Genomic DNA, 22,294 nt, shown 5'->3' with positions numbered 1-22,294 from the left:
GTGAACCATACCACTTTCATCAATTTTTTGCATCGCCCAAAGTTAGATGACAAGCTGGGTGTGTCTTATTGATAGCCGCTTGCTGATCAAAGTCAAACCGCAAAGGAAAAGCAATAGTACGTCTATTAATAATCTAAAGGAAGTGCGTGTCTTCAAAATAAGATGCTGGATCTTCTTGAAATGGCAGTAGTTGAGGAGATGGATAATAAGCAAGGCGATGCTGAATGAGAGTATTTCTTTGGAACCGATAAATAAGTTGAAGCAATCCACTATCAATCATTTTTACACTATAGCATCTATTATTTGTAAGTATTTGGTGAATTACTGAATAATCCGTTTCACTTATTACTAATGCAATGTTTTCACAGTGATCAAATTTGACATCCCATATGGATTTGGGGTGCCTAACTATCTTAGGAAAGTTTTGATCATTAATTATACCAGTGCCAAATAACATCATAAATTTCTGGTACTTTTGTGACTGTATCAAGTGCTAGCTGGCAAGCACTGTCAAAAGCTTTTTCACTACTATCAAAACGACTCCTAGCTGTTGAAAAATCAAGAAACTCACTACCCGTAACTCTACAAAATTCATAATAAAGTCCATCCCGTTCTTCATCCCCCTTAGCTCCCCATGCGTTAACTATCCGCACTTTTGTCCAGTCTGGTTCCTCATTGGTTTGCGATATACAGAACTGATTAATTAGGCGCTTGAATTGTCCTTTTAAGGCTCTCGTCTGGAAGGTTACTGCAATGTACCAATCAGGGTGTTGACTATGTAAATAAGCAGCCTTTAGAGCAAGGATAATAGTTTTACCGGAGCCTGCTAAGCCACGAATCCGTTGGACGCCATCAATGGTTTCAATCACCGCCCGATGTTGCTGATGGTCGAGGGTAGCAATTGAATCTTCTAGTTGCTTAAGCTTTGCTCCACGAGAATTCGGTCTATTAATTTGGCGTTGCTGAGACTTTTTCCGTAAAGAGGAGAGATTCTCAATGGCTGAAAGTCCTTCTGGTGTCGGTAGAAGATACCCCAGAAAACACTCTCCGTGGATGTTTGAGATTGCTTGAAGTGCATGTTCAAGTGCTTTAGAAGCAACTGGCTTATTGTTAATGCCGTGGATGAAATGAATCTCGTTCATAATTGATTATTTATGAATTCTTTCTAATATAAAGGGAGTACGTAAAAGCGGTGAGATCCTCCAACCTTTTTGAAAAGGCCTATACTGTGCTTCTCGCTGTTGATCAGAGTGACTTGATCAGATCAGCGTTGCTAGTGGTCGAGAAACTGCCTAATGGGAGATGGAGGGATTGAGATCACCACTAGTGGAAATTCCCTCACTGTGAAAGCCATTGGTCGTTTCCCCTTGGAGTCGTTGATGATGCTGGTGAATCAGTTGAATGGTGCGGCTGATTTCCGCTGGAAAGATCACCACTAGGGAGCCTTGGGGGGCGCGATCGAGGGCAAATTGAATCGCTGCTACCTCGTCATGGATGATGTCGTATTGGCGTTGGACACTGTGGTGATGTACTCCCCGCTCAATCCAATAGGCGGCATCGCCGCGCGGCCGGCCACGGGTATCGTCATCTTCTTTAATGATGATCCAATCAAAGATTTTTGCCGAGAGTTCACCCAGTTGTTCTAAGTCTTGATCACGGCGATCGCCCGGTCCGCCAACGACACCAATGCGCTGCCCTGGCCATTTTTGGACAAATTCACCAATGGCCTCATACCCTGCTGGATTGTGGGCATAGTCCACCAAGACACTAAATTGCCCCAAATCAAAGAGGTTCATCCGCCCGGGGGTTTGCTCCACTGAAGTTCGGAAGGTGGTCAAGGCAGCGCGAATATGCTCAATACTGATGCCTTGGGCAAAGGCGGCTAGACTGGCAGCGAGAGCATTGGCAATCATAAAACCGGCTCGACCGCCAAGGGTAATGGGCACATTTTCTGCCTGCTCAATCCGTAGCGTCCAGTCCCCTTTCAAAATCGAGAGATAGCCATTTTCATAAACGGCGGCGAGACCCCCCTGCTGAATGTGCTGCCGAATAATCGGATTGTGGGGATTCATCGAGAAATAGGCCACTTGGGCTTTGACTTGGCGTGCCATTCCCGCCACGAGGGGATCATCGGCATTCAAGACAGCATAGCCATTCGGCCAAGCGGATTCCACCACCACGGCCTTTAAGTCCGCCAACTGTTCAACGGTGTCAATATCACCAAGGCCAAGATGGTCAGCCTGCACATTCAGCACCACCCCGACATCACAGTGGTCAAAGCCCAAGCCGGAGCGGAGAATACCACCGCGCGCTGTTTCTAGGATAGCAATCTCAACCGTGGGGTCTTGCAGGATCAGTTGGGCACTTTGAGGCCCCGTGGTGTCCCCTTTTTCCACCAGATAATCGCCAATATAGATGCCGTCTGTGGTGGTGTAGCCAACGGTTTGCCCCGTTTGTTTGCAGATATGGGCAATGAGACGGGTGGTGGTGGTTTTACCGTTGGTGCCCGTAATCGCAAAGATCGGGATGCGGCAAGGCGTTCCCGGTGGAAAGAGCATATTCAACACCGGTTCGGCGACATTGCGGGCAATCCCTTGGCTGGGGTTCGTGTGCATGCGAAAGCCGGGAGCAGCATTGACCTCGACAATCACACCGCCAACTTTAGGCAGGGGCTGACTAATATCGGGGCTGACAACATCAATCCCCGCAATATCGAGGCCAATGATCCGAGCCGCCCGCTGGCAAATCCAAACATTTTCCGGGTGAATTTCATCGGTGCGATCGACGGCAATGCCACCGGTACTCAGGTTCGCCGTGGCGCGTAGATAACAAATTTCCCCCGGTTGCAAGACTGTATTTAGGGTATAGCCCTGCTTTTCCAAGAGTGTCCATGTGTCGTGATTCACCTCAATGCGAGTGAGGATATTATCGTGACCGTCTCCCCGCTGCGGGTCTTGGTTGGTTTTCTCAATGAGTTCTTCGATAGTGGAGCGGCCATCGCCAATAACATGGGCTGGCACCCGTTCAGCAACGGCGACTACTTTGCCATTGACCACTAGAACCCGAAAGTCGCGACCCGCATGATAGCGTTCCACAATCACTGATTTGGAGACACTGCTGGCAATTTCAAAGGCTTCTTCGGCCTCTTCTAGGCTGTTGATGTCAATCGTAATCCCCCGACCGTGGTTGCCGTTGAGGGGCTTAATGACAATCGGGTAGCCGCCGATGTCCTCAATGGCTTCAGGGAGGTCTTCAATGTAGCGGACGACGGTTCCCTTGGGCACAGGAATTCCGGCATCCTGAAGCAGTCGCTTTGCCCCTTCTTTGTCCCCTGCGAGTTCCACGGCCAAGATGCCACTGCGATCGCTCAAGGTGGCCTGCATGCGATGACTGCGGGCACCATAACCCAATTGAATAATCGAGCGACTGCTCAACTCAAACCAAGGAATATTACGGGCTTCCGCCTCGCGGACAATCGCTTCCGTGCTTGGGCCTAGGGAGGCTTTGGCTTTTAACTCGCGGAGATCGGCGAGATCCTGATCCAGTTCGCGCTGGGGATAGGTGCCCGTATCAATAATGCTTTGACAAAGTCGTACCGCTGCGCGGCCGGCATAGCGACCCGCTTCTTCCACTTGGTATTCATAGACGACTTGATACACCCCCGGCGTTGAGGTCTCCCGCGTGCGGCCAAAACCAACGGGCATCCCTGCTAGTTCTTGGAGTTCGAGGGCGACATGCTCAACCACATGACCGAGGTAGGTGCCTTCCCTTAGGCGGGTGAGAAAGCCCCCCTCATGGCCAAGGGAACAAAAATGATTGTAGAGACTGGGTAAAACCCGCACCAACCCATCCACAAAGCCGGGAATCTGATTGGAGGGGGTGTTGGCCACCTCTTCTAGATCTAAACGCATGACAATCAGCTTATGACGCCGAATGCTCCAATAATTAGGACCCCGCAGCGTTTGTAATTTGAGAATTTTCATAGAAGAGTGGCTTTTTTAAGGACAGCTTACCATTTTTAGTTTTGAGGCGAGTGACGCAATAAACTGTATCTTAAGCAACACTTTCCTGAAAACTTAATTTAGGGGAGGCAAAATACATTTGTGCTGCACTTGATGGGTGCGGAGATTATAGCAGTCACCATCACTGAGGATGTGCAGGCGCAAGTTGTAGATACTCAAGGGTTCGTTAACATCCACATGGGCATAGCTCGTGTAGCTGACATCCCGAGGATCAACAATGGTGACAGAACCACGACCAAGAACCCGCAGCATACCATCAGCTTCAAACATGGCACAGGTATCTTCATCAATGCCGACTCCCAGCTTGTCGGGGTGAGCAGAAATGGCGCTGATCAGGCGCGCGAGGCGATTGCGATTGTGGAAATGCTGATCCACTAAAACATCGGGAAGAATACCCAAGCCTGTGGCCAAATCGACTAAGGAGCGGTTTGGAGCTTCATTGCTGCCCCCACTGGCAATCATGCACTCACCCATGACAGCGGCACCGGCACTCGTGCCCCCAAGAATTGATTTGCCTTCCCAGACTTGATGACGCAATTGGTAGAGGAGGGGGGTTTCATCCAGCAGCGCCGACAAACGCAGTTGATCGCCCCCGGACATAAAAATGCCAGTACAGCGACTCAAGCGAGCTAGCATCTCTTCCTGTTCGGCATCAGCGCGATCGCCCACCAATAGAACGTCCACTTCGCGCACGCCAATTTCGCGGAAAATATCGTGGTAGAGTCGCCCCATGGCATCGGGTTCACGGGAAGCAGAGGGAATGACGCCAATGACAGCATCTAGGCCGCCAGCACGTTGGCAGAAGGTGGTGAGAATTTGTCGCCCACGTACTTTGTCTTCGGCTCCCCCGATCGCCATCACTAAACCTTTGTGACCAGAATGTTGATTGGTCGTTTTGGAAATGGGGTCTAATTGCAACATAGGGCTACGGTGAATGAAACGGTCAATCGGCAGACAGATATCGATGCATTTGGCAAGGGCGATGCCAATATTCCCCTATTGACACGGGGATTCTATACAGCATAATGCCAGATTAGGGAAATTTTTTAAGTTTCGGTCAAGATTTGCACAAACGCTTGATGTTCGGGGGTGGCAATTCCCTGTTGGAGTACCTGCAAAACCGTACCCAGATCATGGGTCAGTAATGCCTCAGGGGCAAGCCAGAGTCCGGGAAATTGACGACTGCGAATCATCCCCTCAGTATCGGCAGCAAGTGGTTGGTATTCCCCCGTTTCAAGTGAGAACCAGTGGATCTGGCGATCGTAGGTACACCAGACGAGGTATTCCTGAACGCCATTGCGGCGGTACACCCGGAGCTTATCGTGCAGGTCGTAGGCGGCACTGCTGGCGGCAATTTCAACCACGAGTTCCGGTGCCCCCTCGATATAACCATCCTCACTAATGCGGGAGTTGCCCCCGCTTTCAAGGCGGAGCACAGCATCGGGCTGCGGTTCATTATCGCCATCTAGGCGAACGGTCGGATTGTCATAGACAAGAACCCCCGGCGTAGCTGCTTTGTAAAAACCGAGCCAAGCCATGATCTCGGCATGGGGCTGACTGTGACTGACACGAACGGGTGAAGCCACGTAAACAATTCCCTCAATCAGTTCTGCTTTTTTCAGCTGAGGCATGGCCGCGTAGCGCCGCTCAAATTCGTCCCGTGTCAGGCGATCGCCATTTTCAAGGGGCGGCAGAGAATACTTTAGTGTCATGGCTCTCTCTCCTCAGAACTTCTCTATCGCTGCTGGCGAGCCACAAACGCTTGATGTTCGGGGGTGGCAATTCCCTGTTGGAGTACCTGCAAAACCGTACCCAGATCATGGGTCAGTAATGCCTCAGGGGCAAGCCAGAGTCCGGGAAATTGACGACTGCGAATCATCCCCTCAGTATCGGCAACAAGTGGCTGGTATTCTCCTGCTTCAAGCGAGAACCAGTGGATTTGGCGATCGTAGGTACACCAGACAAGATATTCCTGAACGCCATTGCGGCGATACACCCTGAGCTTATCGTGCAGGTCGTAGGCGGCACTGCTGGCGGCAATTTCAACTACAAGTTCCGGCGCGCCCTCAATATAGTCATCGGCAGTAATTCGCGATCGCCCCCCGTGGCTGAGGCGTAAAATTGCATCGGGTTGCGGTTCATTATCGGCATCTAGGCGAATAGTCGGGGCATCTGCCGCTTCGACCTCCGGTGTGGCTGCACAGTAGGTGCCGAGCCAAGTGATTAGGAATAGGTGAGGTTGACCGTGACTGCGGTAGCGTAGGGGAGAAGCCACGTAAACAATTCCCTCAATCAGTTCTGCTTTTTTCAGCTGAGGCATGGCCGCGTAGCGCCGCTCAAATTCGTCCCGTGTCAGGCGATCGCCACTTTCAAGGGGCGGCAGTTGCACTGGGTGTTCAATTGTCATGGCAGGCTGTTGGGGATTCGCGTGCTGCCTTTATTTTAGTTGGTGCATTCTGCGGCTATATTGTCGTTGCTTGATCCGGGCAAGGGGGGCAACAAAGGCCGTGTTGGGAATGGTGTCTAGGGTGGCGATCGCCCGCTGCCACAAGATTTTGGCCACTGATGATTGTTGTGCCTTAGCGGCAAGCGTCGCCTGCTCCGCCAGTTTGAGAGCCGCTTGATATTGACCTGCAGCAGCTTGTTCAAAGGCCAGCCGTTGTTGCACCCAAGACAGGGCTGCCTGTTGCTCCCGTAGGGTGGCTGCTAGGTATTCCCGTTCGGCGATCGCCCATGGGGGTGTGGTCCTTAAATCTTTTTCTAAAGCTTGAATGCGGGTCTCCAGTTGCAGAACCAACTGCTGAAGCTGCGCCGTTTCTTGAATCGTTAGCCAAGAAGGGGGTTCTGGTAGACTTGTTGGCTCTTGAGCCGCAATCAACTCAGGGACAGTGACAAATTGATAGCCTTTAGCCCGCAGTTCGGCAATGATGCTGGGCAAGGCCGCAACCGTGGCTCGCCGAGAGCCACCCCCATCATGGAGCAGGACAATGGCACCGGCATGCGCCTGCTGAACAACTGTGTTGACAATGCGATCGCTCGTTTGGCGAGGTAACCAATCCTGTGGATCCACTGACCACATCACCACACCGTAACCCTGTTGGCTGGCGCGACTCACCAGACCATTATGGAGATTTCCCCCCGGTGGTCGAAAGAGCTTGATATTTGCCCCGCTGATGTCTTCAATCAATTGTTGACTTTGATCCACCTCGTGCTGGGCAGCGGCAGGATTAAAGTAATGGTAGCCGTGGCTCCAAGAGTGGTTGGCCAAGACATGACCTTCCCTAACAATGCGCTGCGCTAATTTTGGGCGCGCTGCAACGGCTCTGGCAATAGCAAAAAATGTCCCTTTGACCTTTTCTTGGGCAAGAATGTCGAGCACTTGGGGCGTGTAGGTCGGATCAGGGCCATCATCAAAGGTCAGTGCCACCAACTTTTGCTCAGGGGGTAAGGTAACCTGATTAAACACACGGCCACGGAAGGCCTCAGGGGGTGAGTAGTGGTACCACAGGGGTGGGCGGGCGGGAGCCAGAGTGGGCGCAGCATTGAGAATGACCGATCGCACTTGTTCAACGCTGGGTTCTGGTGCTGCTGCCAACCAAACACTGGGAGACTGCCATTGGCCGACGGCTCCTAAACCAAAAATCCCTAAGACACTGGCCGCTAAAGCTAAGGGTTCAAGCTGGCGATCGCGAACTGTTGTGGGTGTGGGGGTTGCAACCGGCCGAGGCCGCAGACGTACTCCCCATGCAGGGCGCTGCCCCCCCAACTGTCGCCCATAGACATCAATGGATTGGGGGAGGACAGGACTTAAAAAAGCAACCAAGACATCAAGGCAGGTGCGTTGATTGGGAATTTGCTCTGCCTCTAGGAGAATTTTCCAGCCTTCGGCGGAGTGAGCGACACGCACATAGGTGGCCTGCGGCGCAAGGCGGAGCGCCAATTCACGGGCGATCGCCTGAGGTGAAATCTCCCTGACCGTTGACTCCAGCGATGCCACCATAACTGCGCTCCTAGAGCGAGAACAAATAACTACTAGCCCTAGGGTAGCGATCGATTCACAACCACACCTTACCTCTTAGACCACATTCTCAAGCGGACTTGACGCAGCGATCAACCAAAGCGACCACTCACGTAATCGGCGGTCTTCTGTTCCACTGGCTTCGTGAAGATGGACATGGTTTCGTTGTACTCAACGATTTCACCCAAATACATAAAGGCGGTGAACTGGGAAATACGAATCGCCTGCTGCATGTTATGGGTCACAATCAGAATCGTCACTTGCTCCTTGAGTTCGCTAATCAGGTTCTCAATACTGACCGTGGCAATCGGATCCAATGCCGATGTTGGCTCGTCAAAGAGAATAATCTCTGGATCAGTGGCTAGGGCACGGGCAATACAGAGCCGCTGCTGCTGACCGCCCGACAGAGACGTGCCCGGTTCCTTCTGACGATCTTTGACTTCATCCCACAGGGCAGCACGACGGAGCGATCGCTCCACCACCTCATCGAGGATCGCACGGTTATTGATGCCGCGCACCCGCAATCCATAGGCAACGTTTTCGTAAATCGACTTGGGGAAAGGATTGGGCTTTTGGAAGACCATGCCAATCTGCATCCGCACTTCGATTGGATCCATTTGCAGGAGGTTACGCGGTTGCTCATCCCCCAACCAAATTTCCCCCTCGTAGCGATTGCCGGGATACAGATCATGCATGCGGTTAAAGCAACGCAGCAACGTGGTCTTGCCACAACCTGAAGGCCCAATCAGTGCCGTAACTTTCTTTTCATAGACCGGCAAGTTGATGTTTTTCAGAGCCTGCTTGCCACCGTAGTAAAAGTTCAAGTCCCGAACTTCTGCCAGCTTTTTCAGTGGCTCGTTCTCGGTAGTCACGACCCGATCTGTAGGTTTTACCATTTGATACTCTTCCTAAAACGATAGCGTAGATAAATAGCTGTTGCATTCACCGCCAGCGTCAACACCAGCAGGACAATCCCAGCCGCTGCAGCATTCACTTGAAAGGCCTCTTGCGGACGGGAAACCCAGTTAAACATTTGAATCGGCAGCACCGTAAAGGGAGACCAAATCCACTTAAACGAAATGTAGGGAAACTCGCTTTGAATCGGTGGATCTGGCAAGAACGTGATAAACGTCAAAGCACCAATGGTGATCAGGGGCGCCGTCTCGCCAATCGCGCGGGAGATACCCACAATAATCCCCGTGAGAATCCCCCCCATCGAGTAGGGCAGCACATGATCAGCAATCACCTGCCAGCGACTCGAACCAACCGCATAGGCGGCTTCCCGAATCCCCTGGGGAATGGCGCGCAAGGATTCACGGGTGGTCACAATCACCACGGGTAAAATCAACAATGCCAGTGTAAACCCGGCAGTCAGAATGCTTTCGCCCCAGTTGAGAATATAGACAAAGAAACCGAGAGCCAGTAGGCCATAAATAATTGAGGGCACACCCGCCAGATTGGTAATGTTCACCTCAATGAAATCCAACAGCCAGTTTTTGGGAGCATATTCTTCGAGGTAAATGCCCGCCGCAATGCCCAAAGGAATAGCCACAAACGCCGTTACAAGAATGACCAATAAACTACCCACCCATGCCGTGAGGATACCTGCCTCTTCGGGGTCACTACTCGGCGGTGAAGTAAAAAACTTCCAGTTCAGCATGGGTAAGCCGCGCAGGAAGAGGTCACCCACAAGAAAAACAAGGGTGAGTAAGGCGACTAGCAGGGAGAACCAACCTAAAACGATAAAAAACTGTTCCCAGCGCTTGCGCTCCCGAATCGAGGCCGCGATCGCGATCGAATTGCGGAGGTTATTGAGAATCGTTCGTTGGCTACGCATGGCTAGTACACCTCACGATAACGGCGACTCAAGAAGTAGCCCAGCACGTTTAAGATCAAGGTTGCAAAAAACAGCATGATCCCTGCGGCAAAAATCGACTGATACTCTAGTGATCCGTGGGGCAAGTCCCCCAAACTCACTGACACAATGAAAGCAGTTGTGGTTGAAGCCCCCTCTAGAGGATTAAACGTAAACTTCGGCTGTAACCCCGCGGCCACGGCCACAATCATTGTTTCGCCAATTGCCCGTGCCAGCCCCAAAATATAGGCGGCCATAATGCCAGAGATAGCAGCCGGCATGAGAACCTTGATTGCTGTTTGCAAACGCGTTGCCCCCATTGCATAGGATCCCTCCCGCAGTTGCAAAGGAACAGCTTGGAGGGCATCTTCTGTCAAGCTGGCAATATAGGGCAGCACCATTAGCCCCACCACAATACCTGCCCCCAACATATTAAAACCAGGCAGCTCAAAGTATTCCCAAGGTTCTTTACCAGGATTAAAGAATTGCTGAACGCCAAGAATGATTTTCTGGAGAAAGGGAGTGACCACCAAAAGGGCAAAGTAGCCGTAAACCACAGTGGGAATACCCGCCAAGATTTCAAGGATAGGCTTGAGGATCTCCCGCGTTTTGGCAGGTGCAAACTCACTCAGATAGATGGCCGCAATCGTGCCAAGGGGAATAGCCACACAACTGGCCACAAAGCAGGTCGTGAAGGTTCCGGAGAGCAAGGGTAAGATACCAATTCCCACCGGCTCAATTAGAGGTGACCAGTCCGTGCTCGTAAAGAACTCCAGCAGAGCCTCAAAGAGAGATTCTTGGTGCACTTCCATCACCTTTTCAAAAAAGATGACTGTCTCGGCAAAAAGGATATAGATGATGACCAGTGTTGTTACGACCGATGAGATCGCTGCCAAAAAAAGAATGCTAGCAATGATCCGTTCGCGCCAAATCCTCACAGTACGGGATGGCAAGGCGACGGGGAGCTTCGTTGAGTAGGGTAGGGGCTGTTCTACCATGGGTATTATTCCAGCAAGCAAAAATCTTTTAGTTGGAATTTATCTTTTCAGAGAATCAACGACTGAGGTTGACAAAATGGGAAAAAAGGGTGGAGGGCTGATACCTCACACCCTTCATTAAATCAAAATATTAATCTATTGGGGTTGCATCCTCAGCAGTTGGTTGATTGTCAAGCCAATAGCCTCTTTGCCCCCAAAGATCGTACCCACACGGTTGCGGTTGAAGTTAGCCAGAATCGTGCGGTAGGCACTAGCCGGCAGAGGCACATACTTCACCTTTTTCACCATGGCCGGGGCATTATTTAGGTAGTAGGTGACAAACTGCCGTACTTCAGGCCGCTGCGCTGACTTAGCGTTGACGTAGATAAAGATGGGACGGGAGAGGGGCTGGTATGTCCCATTCAGCACGTTTTGCTCGGAAGGTGGAACAGGGCCTTTGCCGCTGTCAATGGCAACCGCTTTGAGCCGATTGCGGTTTTCCGCATAGTAGGCAAAACCAAAGTATCCAAGCGCACCGCGATCGCGAGCGATACCTTGGACTAACACATTATCATCCTCGCTGGCGGTGAAATCCTTGCGACTGACTTTTGATTTACCATTGATGGCCTCAGTGAAATAGTCAAAGGTTCCAGAGTCAGCACCTGGCCCAAAGAGTTTCAAAGGAACATTGGGGAAGCCTTGGCGCACTTGGCTCCAGTTATTGATTTTAGAATCGGGTTCCCAAATCTTTTTCAATTCAGCCACTGTCAAGTTTGTTCCCCAAGTATTTTGGGGATGAACCACCACGGTGATGGCATCGTAGGCCACTGGCAGTTCAATAAAGTTGATACCAGCAGCGCGGCAGTCGGCAATTTCTTTGGCCAAAATGGGGCGTGAGGCGTTGGAAATATCCGTTTCACCGCGGCAGAACTTCTTGAAGCCACCGCCTGTACCAGACACACCGACGGTTACACGGACTTTGCCCCCTTGGGATTTTTGGAAGGCTTCAGCAACAGCTTCGGTAATGGGGAAAACAGTGCTGGAGCCATCAATGCGAATCGTAGGTGTCCCTTGGGAAAAAGCAGCGGGAATCAGGCTACCCGACAGAGCCGCGACGGCTGCAACTACCCCTAGGCGGGCATAGCTTTTTGCAGATGTAAACATGGTGATGTTTCCTAGCGGAGTAAACAACGTTTTGCAAGTAAAGTACCTTCGGGGTGACGGTTGCCCACACATTTCAAAAAGGCAAACCGATCAAACTACCCTTTCGTCAGAATAAGCAACAGATTCAAGGGATTAGGTTAAGGCAAGGGAAAAATTTGGTTAAAATTGCTACTGAATGTTAGGGTTCAGTCATATTGTTGAGAGGAGTAACAACTTTACCGTTGATCGCGTTACATAGAGTTTTTTCAAGCAATTTGCAGGAGCGTTAGGAATGCCGTCATTGGCCTCTAGAACTTATCAGTGGCAGGGTCTTTCCTGCGCCTATCGCTTGAGTTCGGAAGAAGGGCAAACACCGATTCTTTTTATCCATCCAGTGGGGGTTGGCCTCTCTGGGCGGTTCTGGGATCGCTGTGTGGGTCATTGGCAGTTCCAAGGGGAAGGTTACTCATTCTACATTCCTGACTTGCTCGGCTGTGGCCAGAGCGCCCTACCCCACATTGCCTATTACCCCGAAGATTGGGCGGCTCAGTTGCATTTCTTCATCACATCTGAGATTCGCCAAGCGGTGATTCTTGTTGTCCAAGGGGCATTGTTTCCCGTAGCGATGGAGCTAGTGCACCTTGATCCCCAAGTAGTCAGGGCAATGATCCTCAGTGGCCCGCCCGCCGCCACTTTGGTGTCTGAAAACACTAATCCCACATGGCAAAGGGTGCGCTGGAATCTTTTTGATTCTCCCTTGGGTTGGGGCTTTTATCTCTATGCCCGCCAAGAACATTTCCTGCGGCAGTTTTCAATCAATCAGCTTTTTGCCAAGCCTGAGGATGTGGATGATGAGTGGCTAAAGATGCTGGCCGCTGGTTGTGCTGACCTTGAGAGTCGCCATGCGGTGTATTCATTCCTGTCGGGTTTTTGGCGGCGAGACTATCGTCAGAAAATGCGGCAGACTCAGCAGCCAGTGCTTGTGGTGATGGGGGATCAAGCCTCGAGTATCAGTCGGGAGGGTGGGGCTGAATTGCCTGAAGAACGGTTGCAGTTTTATACCAAGACATTTCCCAATGCTGAGGGAGTGGTGATTGCGGGGCGCAATGTCTTGCCCTATGAGTCAGCCCCTGCTTTTGTGGAGGCCTGTCAAGGGTTTCTGCGTGCTCAGGGTCTCTAAAGCCAACCTCTGAGTTTGTAAACGAGCAGACCTTGGTATTCCCGTAGGGCGATCGTGGTGATGTCCACGTTGTAGGGATTGGGGATCAGGCTGAGCAGCAGGTTTTGCCAAGTGGGCGATCGCGCGATCGACAGGTACCGATAGTCCGTGGGTGCCGGGATCACCTTCATTCCCAAACGGCGAAAAATAGCCACGGAGCGGGGCATGTGGTAAGCAGAGGTCACCAGCAGCAGATCCCCCTGAATTTGATGCTGCTCCAGAAGCGCTTTGACATTCACGGCATTTTCATAGGTGTTCAGTGAGGTGGTGTCTAGCAGCATCTTGTCTGTCGGCACACCGCAGGTGGCAGCAATTTCCGCCATGTCTGCTGCTTCGCCCCGCTGAAAGGCTTCGCCCAGCCAGTCAATACGCCCTCCACTGAGGATGAGATAGGGGGCATAGCCTTGGCGAAAGAGGTGGGCACCGTAGAGGATGCGATCGCCCCCTTCCGTGACTTCTACCCACGGCCTCGGCGCCGTTTGCGGGACAACCGCCCCACCGAGAACCACGATCGCGGCAGCTTTGGGCATGGGATCAGGGGGTAAATACTGTCGCTCTAGGGAAGCAATGAGAGCCGTTGCCACATAGTCATTGCCGCTCAGGAGTAAAATGCTCAGGGCAATCACAAGGGCGATCGCTGCCTGTTGGGGAGCACGCCAGAAGCGGACAGTGGCAAAAACCAATGCCCAACAGGCTAAGGACAATGGATACAGCAGTGGCGGCAGTAATTTCGACAGCAGCAGAGCCATAGTGTTAGCGAATGCGCTCCATCTGGATGCGGTAGCGCTCTTTCTTTGTCACTTGAATCTCTTGAATCCGCAATCGCCCTTTGCCGCGAATGGCAATGAGGTCATTCACCTTGAGCAGATAGCGCGGTTGTTGCACCACTTGCCAGTTGACCCGCACTAGCCCTTGGCTAATCCACTCGCTCATTTTACTGCGGGAGACGCCAAAGCCGGCTGAGGCCACTGCATCTAAGCGCAATGATGCTTCGACGGTACTGAGGGATTTCCGTTGGGGGGGCGCTACGGCCAGTTCTGACCAGTCACAGAGATCGACGGTCACCGCTACAGTCCGCACTTGTTTTAAGTGTTCTTGTAAAGTAGGGACTTTTTCAGGGATGAGAATGACCTGTGCCCCCCGTTCCCCAAGGAGAATCACATCCCCATAATCGCCGTCATCAAGACCGGCATTGGCGATCGCTCGCTCAAAATCACTGTAGGTGGCGGGATCAAAGAGAAAGTTGCCTGTGATTCGCACCAAAGCAAGGGGAGGCTGTTGCTCCTCAAGACTGAGTTCAGTGGGGGCGATCGCCAGCCGACAGCGTTCCGCTTGCGGGTACCCCCCCCAGGCGAGACCATGAACATCGGCTCGTTGCTCAAGGGTGCGGAGTGCCTGCACTACCTGATCTGGCGGCAAAAAGAGGGTATGCACCACCGACCAAGTTTTAATGGCTCTCTCAAGGGCGATCCCTAGGTCAAACATTTAGGCCTCAAGAAATTCGGGTAATTCCAGCCACTGGGCTAAGTGGGCTTTCACATGTTGGCAAAATTGGGAGCGATCGCCAAATTTCTCGGTGCGGATTGTTTTGCGCTGCGCATCCAATGTCCAGCCATAGTCACTGCTGAGGCGGATTTTTCCCTGCCAGTCAGCGATCGAAAGCATTAACTGCGGGGCGGGGCTATTGTCCACCCCCTTGACGCGAAAGACATAGTTAAAGGTGTTTTGCTTGCCGGCAGCAACCGTTGAGGCTTGACCAAACCGCTCCTGCAAGCGCGATCGCACCCGCTCCACAAATGCCGCATCGCCTAAATCTTCTAGGGTGCGCATGGCCAAGGTAAGGGCAAAATAAAACTCTTCGACAGGAATGAACTCCAGTTCCATGCAGCTTGCCAAGACTCTCTTCAAAATAGTACACTAGTAAGCTGTGTCTAAAATAGGGCAAGGCTATGCCAAAGCTAAAAACACGTCGTGCTGCTGCCAAACGATTTCGGACGACGGGCAGTGGTAAGTTTGTCCGCCGTAAGGCCAACAAAAATCACTTACTCGAACATAAGGGGAGCGATCGCAAGAATCGTCTTTCCCACAAAGCCCTCGTCGATCCACGGGATTTTGAGCGAGTATTGCTGATGCTGCCCTACGCTTAATTGATAAATTTTCAGTTTTTGATCAAGGGTGAAATTGAACTATGGCAAGGGTCAAACGGGGTAACGTTGCCCGCAAACGGCGTAAAAAAATTCTCAAGCTCGCCAAGGGCTATCGTGCGGGGCACTCCAAGCTCTTCCGCACCGCCAATCAGGTGGTCATGAAGGCACTGTGCAATGCCTATCGCGATCGCCGGCGGCGCAAACGGGACTTTCGGCGGCTCTGGATTGCGCGGATTAACGCTGCTGCGCGTCAACATGGCATGAGCTACAGTCAACTCATGGGCGCCCTCAAAAAAGCCGATATTCAACTCAATCGCAAGATGCTGGCTCAATTGGCCGTGTTGGATACGGACGCCTTTGCCACTGTCATTCAGACTGCTCGCGCTGTTTAGAACCTATTCTAGGCATGATCGCCACTTTCCAATCCCCCGGTGCCACCCTTGAGCTAGGGTTCATCACCCTACGGTGGTACGGGCTACTCATTGCCGCCGCCGTCTTTATTGGTATTTGGCTGAGTCAACGCTTGGCACGCCAGCGGCAGATTGATCCTGATCTGATTGCGGATCTGTCGATTTGGCTTGTGGTTGCCGCTATTCCCGCTGCACGGCTCTATTACGTCGCCTTTAACTGGGGCTTTTACCAAAAGCACTTAGATCAAGTGGTGCAAATTTGGAAAGGCGGCATTGCCATTCACGGTGCCATCCTCGGCGGTATGCTAGCGATGGCGATCTTTACCTATGTGCAGCGGCTTTCCTTTTGGCAAGTGGCGGATGTCATTGCCCCTTCACTAATTTTGGGACAGGCCATTGGACGCTGGGGCAATTTCTTTAACTCTGAGGCCTTTGGTGCCCCTACGGATTTGCCGTGGAAACTCTATATCCCTGCGCCGCAGCGTCCCCCGGCGCTAATCAACGAAGCCTATTACCACCCCACGTTTCTCTATGAGTCCCTTTGGAACCTAGGAGTCTTTGTTCTCCTGCTGTGGCTCTTTCGTCAACCTCGCTATCAAAAACCGGGAACGCTCCTGATGGTTTATGCCATTGCCTACAGCTTGGGTCGCTTCTGGATTGAAGGACTGCGCATGGACAGCCTGATGTTGGGGCCGCTGCGAATTGCCCAAGTGGTTAGCTTGGTTGCGATCGCCCTAGGGGCTTGGGGACTCTTTCGCCTTTATTACCAAGGCAAACCGTTACCCGATTGGCAAACCGCCTAGGCAATAATTTCATCAGCAAAGCTCTGCCAGCGCACAAAGTGAAAGGGACCTGCCACGGAGCCCCAAACGTGCTCATCGGTTTCGGGATCCCGTCCGCGATCGTGGCTAATGAAGCGATCGCCATCAATTTCAAACGTGCTATCAAGATAGGTTTCCCGTCCTTTACGCACGACTTTACAGGCTTTGCCCGGCTCCACTTCACCGCGAAAGCTGTGCCCTGTCCAGTAGGTGAGCATATTGCAGCCACAGAGGAGTTCCAAATCATCGGCTGTCATCGCCTGAAGCCGCTGGCGATCGCGAGCTGCGCCAAAGAAGCGTTTTTCATCCTTGAGTACGTAATTTTTAATCACAATGTGATCATTGGCGGGCACCAGTTCTAAAACCCGTGTGCGGTAGGGGACACCTAGAAGATAGTCATAGGCCTGTTCCACATAAAGGGCAATGCCCTCCAAAAGACCACTGGGCAGGGGGCGCATACACACCCGAATATGGGCATAGAAGGGGGGATTCTCAAAGGCTTGGGCTTGGTTACTAAAATCCGCCGCCATCCAACGGCCAAGGGTCAGCACATCGGTTGCGTGTGTCATGCTCCACAATTGCCTTACAACAGTCCTTTTTTCACACTAGCGGATTGGTGCACCCAAAGCACTAAGTGATCCGTAATAACGCCTGAAGGAGTCCCTCAAGGGTATGCTCTGTGGCTTCAGTATCCACCCGTCCCAAGAGTTCGCGACAAGTTTGCGAGGTTTGCGGGCCAATACTGGCAATCTGCACATTCTGAAGTAACTCTGCCGCCTGCGCACCCACCAATTGGCAAAAGTGTTTCACCGTCTTAGAACTGGTAAACGTGACCATATCCACTTGACCCCCTTGCAGCGCCCCTAAGACTTGGGCATCAACGGTTTGGGGACAGCGGGAATCGTAGGCGGGCACCTCAACAACCTCAGCCCCAGCCGCTGTAAAGGTCTCTACTAGCACGGGTCGCCCACCCTTTTCAACCCGTGGGAAGAGAAAACGCAACCCCGCTACAGGTTCTGGGAATTCTGCCACTAGGGCATCGGCGACAAATTCACTGGGGGTGAAGTCAGCCACTAAGCCGTAACTGCTGAGGGTTTGGGCGGTTTTTTCGCCAACAACAGCAATCTTGAGACCGGCGAGGGTACGACTATCCTTGCCATGATGCTGTAACCGTTCCATAAAAAAGCTAACGGCATTGTGGGACGTGAGAATGAGCCAGTCAAAGGTATTGAGTTGCGCCAAAGCCTGATCGAGGGGCTGCCAAGAACTGGGGGGAACGATTTCCAGTGTCGGCATTTCTAAAACGGTGGCACCGGCGGCTGTCAGTTGCTGCGTAAAGTCACTCGCTTGCGCTGCTGCCCGGGTGACGAGAATGGTTTTGCCGTGGAGCGGAGACATGGCTGATGGGGAAATCTTCAAAAATTCAGGGAAGACCAGATCTACACTAGCCAAAGGGTAGCGTTTTTGGGCGATCGCGCCAATGACAACGACCGCAGGAGCCATGTCTGGAAAGTCAGGCGTCTTCAGGTAACTCTCTAGGGTGCCAAACCAGAATTGTTGCTGGGGTTGCCCCGCCCAGTGCAGGATGGCCAATCCCTCAGCGGGCGATCGCCCCTGCCTCAACAATTGCTCGGCAATATATCGCAGGGAACGGGTGGCCATCAAAAAAATCAGCGTCTCCATTTGGGCGATCGCTGCCCAAGGAAGGGTTTCTGGCGCATGTCCCGACAGAATCGCTACGGACTGGCTCACATCCTTTGCCGTCAGACACAATCCCGCCAGCAGTGGTGCCGCCAGCGCTGACGATAGACCCGGAATCACCACCGCCTCTAGACCTGCCCCTAGGACAGCATCCAGTTCCTGATGCAAACGGCCAAACAGCCCCGGATCGCCACTTTTGAGGCGGACAACCCGCTGGTACTGCTGGCCATAGGCCACTAAAAGGCGGTTGATTTCTGATTGGGGAACTGCCTCAGCCCCTGCCCGTTTGCCCACCGCGACTCGCAAACAATCGGGGGGTGTGAGTTCGAGGAGGCGAGGGGAGAGCAGGGCATCGTAAAGTACCACCTGCGCCTGCTGCAGGCAAATCCATGCTTCGAGCGTGAGAGAGCGAGGGGTACCTAACCCCGCACCCACAAAATAAACCGCCAATGACTAGCCTTGGGTACGTTGCAGGAAGATCATTGGGTTGACCGCACCCCGCCCTGGGGGATGTATCTCAAAGTGAACGTGGGGCCCTGTGCTGCGACCGGTGCTGCCCATTTCGGCTATCTGCTGACCCTGCTCAACGTATTGGCCCATGCGCACCAAGTTGCGATGGTTATGGGCATAGAGCGTCAGGGTGCCATCGGCGTGGCGAATTTCCACCAGGTTGCCGAAACCACCAGAATTCCATTGGGAGTAGGTAACGACACCGGCGGCAGCAGCATAGATGGGCGTGCCAATGGGAGCAGCAATATCAATCCCGCGGTGCATCCGTCCCCAGCGCGGACCAAAGCCAGAGGTCAACACACCACGCGCCGGCCAGATAAAGTTGGTGGTTAGGCTAGGTAGAAAGCGATCGGAGTTGGGCAGAGGGGGTAGGTCGAGATTACTGGGTAAAGAGGGAGCCACAATTGAGCGTGCCACCTTGACGGGCACAGGGGGGGCAATGGGCTGTACAGTGGCAGGTGTTGGTGCTGTTACTGTTGTTGTTTGCGGGCGATTTGCAACAGTGGGCTGGGGTAGCGCTGGGCGAGCAGGCGGTTGTTGGACTGAAACCAAGGCAGGGGTGGTATGCCGCCGCCGCTCAGCAGCACGGCCAAAGGGAACAGGCTCTAGGGTTGCAGTTGAGGTCGATGCGGCTGGAGAGTTCACAACTGCCACCCGCTGCGAGAGTTGAGTCGTTTCCCCCTCGGCGGACTGTGGTTCAACTGCCGTCGTGGTTTGCTCCAAAGAGCCACCCATCGCAAAGGGGGTATCAATGGCCAAGGAAGCAACAACAGAGGTGGTGGCCTGCGTCACCAAATCCGCCAAGCTATCGGTGCGAACCCGCCGATCCACCACTTTGAAGGTCGGCTCAGAAGGACGGCTGAGACGGTCAAAGGAAGCAAAGGCAGAGAGGGTCAGCGCCGGTCTTCTGAGGGTGAGGGGGGCAAAACTGACTTGGGACTGGATGGTGCGTTGCCATGCCGTTTGGGTGACGCCCAAGAGTAGGTCGGTTTTGTCGGCGGATAAAAGATTTTCAAATTCCGCAAGCGGGTCTTGGCTTTCAGTACTGAAGAGGGAGGGGAGGTTGAGAGATTCGGGGCGAATGTCCTTTGAACCCAGATCGCGATCGCCTGCAAGAGTGGTCAAATCAAGGGCTTGCGTAGGCTGAATCAGAACAAAGGTACCCAGCAGGGGCAGACAGGAACAAAGGGAGCGCAGCGAACGACCAAGCATAGCAGCAGGCGCAAGAGGTGCATCCTGAGAGGCGGTAGGGGTACGACTATCGTTGCTCAAGGTAATCCTCCTCGCACACAAAATTGACAGTGATTCGACAAAGCGGTGAACCGAGAACACACATCATGAGCAATCGTCCAAGGTAGCCAGAGGCCACTCGCCGCATCTATGCCTAAAACTGTCCCAATCTGTTGTTTATGCAAAGGGTGTTTTGGCACCACGACGAAACTTCTAGGTGACTTTACCCAATCCACAACCAAATGACAAGCCACCCCCTTGCCTCGTCCTGCCCTCTCTGGGGGGGTGAATTACTTGCTGCAAAATAAAAATACGAATTTTCTACCTACTGGTCAATAATCAAAAAAACCTGAATTCATCACGACTTGGGCTTAATTACTACCCATGAAAGAAAAATCATTATTTCCAATAAATAAATAAGTAGAGTAAAGTTAGCTAATCAGTGTGTATAGTTTTTTTTAATAATGTAAGTCAGTTGACATCCTTCTCAGCGTTGGTCGTTCAATCAAAATTGTCCTATAACACTTGTGCCAAATTGCGCTAAAAGTGGCACATATTCATCTTCGCTCTTAGGAACAATTAGAGCAAGCTTGCTTGGTAAAATAAACCAGTTTGTAACGATTTTTGGCGATCGCCTTTTTGATGGAGCGTTGTCCCCATGACTTACCACAAGCTGTGGTTTCAACAAACAGCAAGCCGCCTCAAAGTCTTGCGTCCTTTTCCTCCCTTTAGTGTTGTCCAAAACTTTATTCGCGAATATCTTCCCAACCTCATTGACTATATGGATGGCCAAGGATTGGATCTGCGGGATCCACAGCACTGGTGGGAGAGTATCCACATTGACGGCATTTTGGAATTAGAAAATAGCGAGGGGGAAACCCTGCGGGTGGCGGCTGGGATTATTGAGCAGTGGCGCAATGCCAACGCTGCTCTGCGCCTGATTACAACCCCGGCAATGGCCAAGCTGCGGCGCGAGTCCCTCAATGTCAGCCAGCATTGGCTTTTTTATGTCTCTAGTCGCAAGCCCTACCCGGAGTCACTGTGGATTGATTTGCTCTATGAGCAGGCGGATACGCCCCCCACAGAAACGGGCTGTACCATTATTGAATTGACGGAACCCGAGGCCTAGGCGGTAGGTAGCCCACCACGAGAATGTCCTCGCCCACGGTTTGCCAAGTCACGTCCTCGAGGCACAAGGCCTCATTCATCTTGGTTAAGCCGAGATCGGCCACTGGGGCGGGGGCATCGGAGCCACCAATAATTTTTGGCGCAATAAATGCCCACACTTTCTGTACCATGCCTTCGGCGATCGCTGCCGCTGCAAGGGAACCGCCGCACTCCCAAAGCACCGTCATAATGCCCCGTTGATGCAGCTCTGCCATAACGGTGGTCGGTGTTAGCGGCTCTCGGTGCACCACCTCCACGCCCCGTGCCTGCAATTGGGGAATGAGGGGATGTTGGGGTGAAGCAGCGGTAACCACCAATGTTGGAGCCGTGGTCGTTTCCCACAAAGAGGCATTCGGCGGTAGATCAAGGGTACGACTCATCACCACCCGTAGGGGATTGCGCTCATGGCGCGAGGTCAAAAGGGGATTATCCAGACGCACGGTATTGCCCCCCACAATCACGGCATCGCATTCAGAGCGCAGTTGATGCACCATGGCGCGTGCGGCTTCACCACTCACCCAGAGACTGTGGCCGGCACTGGAGGCAATTTTGCCATCGAGGGTCATGGCGTATTTGAAAATGCCAAAGGGACGCTGATAGCGCACCCGATGCACAAACGCTTCGTTCAGGCGTTGACACTCTGCTTCCCGCACGCCGACGGTGACTTCTATGCCTGCTGAGCGCAGCCGTTCTACCCCCGCCCCCGCTACTTGGGGATTCGGATCAATCATGCCCACCACCACCCTGGGAATACCCGCCGCTATAATCGCCTCGGTACAGGGGGGCGTGCGGCCATAGTGGTTGCAGGGTTCAAGATTGACGTAGAGGGTGGCCTTGCTGAGGAGGGGGCGATCGCTCTCGCTGACGCTGCGCAGGGCAAACACCTCGGCATGGGGTTCCCCTGCCTTGGGATGAAACCCCTCTCCAATCACCCGTCCCTCCGCCACAATCACACAGCCCACGAGGGGATTTGGAGCCGTACAGCCTTTGGCACGAGCGGCTAACTCAAGGCAGCGCCCCATGTACTGGGCATCAATCGTGGCTATCTCCTCCACAACGGGGGCTGAGCGCATG

The 22,294-nt window shown here is 52.7% G+C and carries 22 protein-coding genes and 1 pseudogene; 5 read left to right on the top strand and 18 right to left on the bottom strand.

Annotated features, from left to right (window positions below; genetic code table 11):
• Nucleotides 1-19: 19 nt before the first annotated feature.
• From RHJ02_RS13150 to RHJ02_RS08255, 11 genes and pseudogenes are all read right to left on the bottom strand, one after another.
• A pseudogene (locus RHJ02_RS13150) lies at nt 20-457 on the bottom strand (DUF2290 domain-containing protein).
• Nucleotides 432-1,142 carry a hypothetical protein gene (locus tag RHJ02_RS08300; protein ID WP_310800113.1) on the bottom strand — a complete coding sequence of 237 codons (711 nt, stop codon included), beginning with the start codon at nt 1,140-1,142 and terminating at the stop codon, nt 432-434. The pseudogene RHJ02_RS13150 and the gene RHJ02_RS08300 overlap by 26 nt, the downstream one beginning before the upstream one ends.
• Nucleotides 1,143-1,292: 150 nt before the next feature.
• Nucleotides 1,293-3,983, bottom strand: coding sequence for a cyanophycin synthetase (gene cphA / locus RHJ02_RS08295; protein WP_206199766.1), 2,691 nt, complete (start codon nt 3,981-3,983; stop codon nt 1,293-1,295).
• A 93-nt stretch (nt 3,984-4,076) separates the two neighbouring features.
• Nucleotides 4,077-4,943: a cyanophycinase gene (locus RHJ02_RS08290; RefSeq protein WP_206199765.1), complete on the bottom strand. Its 867-nt coding sequence runs from the start codon at nt 4,941-4,943 to the stop codon at nt 4,077-4,079.
• A gap of 125 nt (nt 4,944-5,068) precedes the next feature.
• Complete coding sequence (locus tag RHJ02_RS08285) at nt 5,069-5,734, bottom strand: Uma2 family endonuclease (protein ID WP_206199764.1); 666 nt, start codon at nt 5,732-5,734, stop codon at nt 5,069-5,071.
• 23 nt (nt 5,735-5,757) lie between these two features.
• The gene (locus RHJ02_RS08280; protein WP_206199763.1) at nt 5,758-6,429 is read right to left on the bottom strand and encodes a Uma2 family endonuclease; all 672 of its coding nucleotides are present in this window, start codon (nt 6,427-6,429) and stop codon (nt 5,758-5,760) included.
• A gap of 30 nt (nt 6,430-6,459) precedes the next feature.
• A complete protein-coding gene (locus tag RHJ02_RS08275) occupies nt 6,460-8,022 on the bottom strand; it encodes a polysaccharide deacetylase family protein (RefSeq protein ID WP_206199762.1) in 1,563 nt (520 codons plus the stop codon).
• Nucleotides 8,023-8,132: 110 nt separating this feature from the next.
• Entirely contained in the window at nt 8,133-8,936 is an 804-nt protein-coding gene (gene pstB, locus RHJ02_RS08270; RefSeq protein WP_225901538.1) for a phosphate ABC transporter ATP-binding protein PstB, read from the bottom strand.
• The gene (gene pstA / locus RHJ02_RS08265) at nt 8,930-9,877 is read right to left on the bottom strand and encodes a phosphate ABC transporter permease PstA (protein ID WP_206199761.1); all 948 of its coding nucleotides are present in this window, start codon (nt 9,875-9,877) and stop codon (nt 8,930-8,932) included. Before pstA ends, pstB begins: the two co-directional genes overlap by 7 nt.
• Before the next feature lie 2 nt (nt 9,878-9,879).
• Entirely contained in the window at nt 9,880-10,893 is a 1,014-nt protein-coding gene (gene pstC, locus RHJ02_RS08260; protein ID WP_206199760.1) for a phosphate ABC transporter permease subunit PstC, read from the bottom strand.
• 135 nt (nt 10,894-11,028) lie between these two features.
• Entirely contained in the window at nt 11,029-12,036 is a 1,008-nt protein-coding gene (locus RHJ02_RS08255; RefSeq protein WP_310744447.1) for a PstS family phosphate ABC transporter substrate-binding protein, read from the bottom strand.
• 271 nt (nt 12,037-12,307) lie between these two features.
• On the opposite strand from RHJ02_RS08255, the gene RHJ02_RS08250 reads away from it, so the two are divergent.
• The gene (locus RHJ02_RS08250) at nt 12,308-13,195 is read left to right on the top strand and encodes an alpha/beta hydrolase (protein WP_310744446.1); all 888 of its coding nucleotides are present in this window, start codon (nt 12,308-12,310) and stop codon (nt 13,193-13,195) included.
• Here the strand turns inward: RHJ02_RS08250 and RHJ02_RS08245 are convergent.
• The 3 genes from RHJ02_RS08245 to RHJ02_RS08235 are packed head-to-tail and all read right to left on the bottom strand — an operon-like array spanning nt 13,192 to nt 15,118.
• Nucleotides 13,192-13,983 (bottom strand): YdcF family protein, encoded by a 792-nt coding sequence (locus tag RHJ02_RS08245; RefSeq protein ID WP_310744445.1) that lies wholly within the window; start codon nt 13,981-13,983, stop codon nt 13,192-13,194. The two genes, RHJ02_RS08250 and RHJ02_RS08245, sit on opposite strands and share 4 nt — an antisense overlap.
• Before the next feature lie 4 nt (nt 13,984-13,987).
• A complete protein-coding gene (locus tag RHJ02_RS08240; protein ID WP_310800112.1) occupies nt 13,988-14,719 on the bottom strand; it encodes a photosystem II S4 domain protein in 732 nt (243 codons plus the stop codon).
• Nucleotides 14,720-15,118, bottom strand: coding sequence for a hypothetical protein (locus RHJ02_RS08235; protein ID WP_310822095.1), 399 nt, complete (start codon nt 15,116-15,118; stop codon nt 14,720-14,722).
• A gap of 65 nt (nt 15,119-15,183) precedes the next feature.
• On the opposite strand from RHJ02_RS08235, the gene rpmI reads away from it, so the two are divergent.
• The 3 genes from rpmI to lgt are packed head-to-tail and all read left to right on the top strand — an operon-like array spanning nt 15,184 to nt 16,594.
• The gene (gene rpmI, locus RHJ02_RS08230) at nt 15,184-15,381 is read left to right on the top strand and encodes a 50S ribosomal protein L35 (RefSeq protein WP_206199755.1); all 198 of its coding nucleotides are present in this window, start codon (nt 15,184-15,186) and stop codon (nt 15,379-15,381) included.
• Nucleotides 15,382-15,422: 41 nt separating this feature from the next.
• A complete protein-coding gene (gene rplT / locus RHJ02_RS08225; RefSeq protein WP_149818464.1) occupies nt 15,423-15,773 on the top strand; it encodes a 50S ribosomal protein L20 in 351 nt (116 codons plus the stop codon).
• A 14-nt stretch (nt 15,774-15,787) separates the two neighbouring features.
• Entirely contained in the window at nt 15,788-16,594 is an 807-nt protein-coding gene (gene lgt / locus RHJ02_RS08220) for a prolipoprotein diacylglyceryl transferase (RefSeq protein ID WP_302676175.1), read from the top strand.
• Here lgt and RHJ02_RS08215 read toward each other — a convergent pair.
• From RHJ02_RS08215 to RHJ02_RS13145, 3 genes are all read right to left on the bottom strand, one after another.
• Nucleotides 16,591-17,181 (bottom strand): chromophore lyase CpcT/CpeT, encoded by a 591-nt coding sequence (locus RHJ02_RS08215; protein ID WP_206199753.1) that lies wholly within the window; start codon nt 17,179-17,181, stop codon nt 16,591-16,593. The two genes, lgt and RHJ02_RS08215, sit on opposite strands and share 4 nt — an antisense overlap.
• A 61-nt stretch (nt 17,182-17,242) precedes the next feature.
• On the bottom strand, nt 17,243-18,763 hold the full coding sequence (cobA, locus tag RHJ02_RS08210; protein ID WP_310744444.1) for a uroporphyrinogen-III C-methyltransferase: 1,521 nt from the start codon (nt 18,761-18,763) through the stop codon (nt 17,243-17,245).
• Between the two features lie 3 nt (nt 18,764-18,766).
• On the bottom strand, nt 18,767-20,095 hold the full coding sequence (locus tag RHJ02_RS13145; RefSeq protein ID WP_310742884.1) for a M23 family metallopeptidase: 1,329 nt from the start codon (nt 20,093-20,095) through the stop codon (nt 18,767-18,769).
• A gap of 616 nt (nt 20,096-20,711) precedes the next feature.
• Between RHJ02_RS13145 and RHJ02_RS08200 the strand changes: the two genes are divergently transcribed.
• The gene (locus tag RHJ02_RS08200; protein ID WP_206199751.1) at nt 20,712-21,182 is read left to right on the top strand and encodes a hypothetical protein; all 471 of its coding nucleotides are present in this window, start codon (nt 20,712-20,714) and stop codon (nt 21,180-21,182) included.
• Here the strand turns inward: RHJ02_RS08200 and ribD are convergent.
• Nucleotides 21,154-22,293 (bottom strand): bifunctional diaminohydroxyphosphoribosylaminopyrimidine deaminase/5-amino-6-(5-phosphoribosylamino)uracil reductase RibD, encoded by a 1,140-nt coding sequence (gene ribD / locus RHJ02_RS08195; RefSeq protein ID WP_206199750.1) that lies wholly within the window; start codon nt 22,291-22,293, stop codon nt 21,154-21,156. The two genes, RHJ02_RS08200 and ribD, sit on opposite strands and share 29 nt — an antisense overlap.
• Between the last annotated feature and the right edge of the window lies 1 nt (nt 22,294).

The sequence above is a fragment of the Thermosynechococcus sp. TG215 genome (assembly GCF_031583455.1).
In the GTDB taxonomy this organism is placed as follows: Bacteria; Cyanobacteriota; Cyanobacteriia; order Thermosynechococcales; family Thermosynechococcaceae; genus Thermosynechococcus.
Note: the sequence above shows the minus strand (reverse complement) of the source record. Positions and strands in the feature narration are given on the sequence as shown.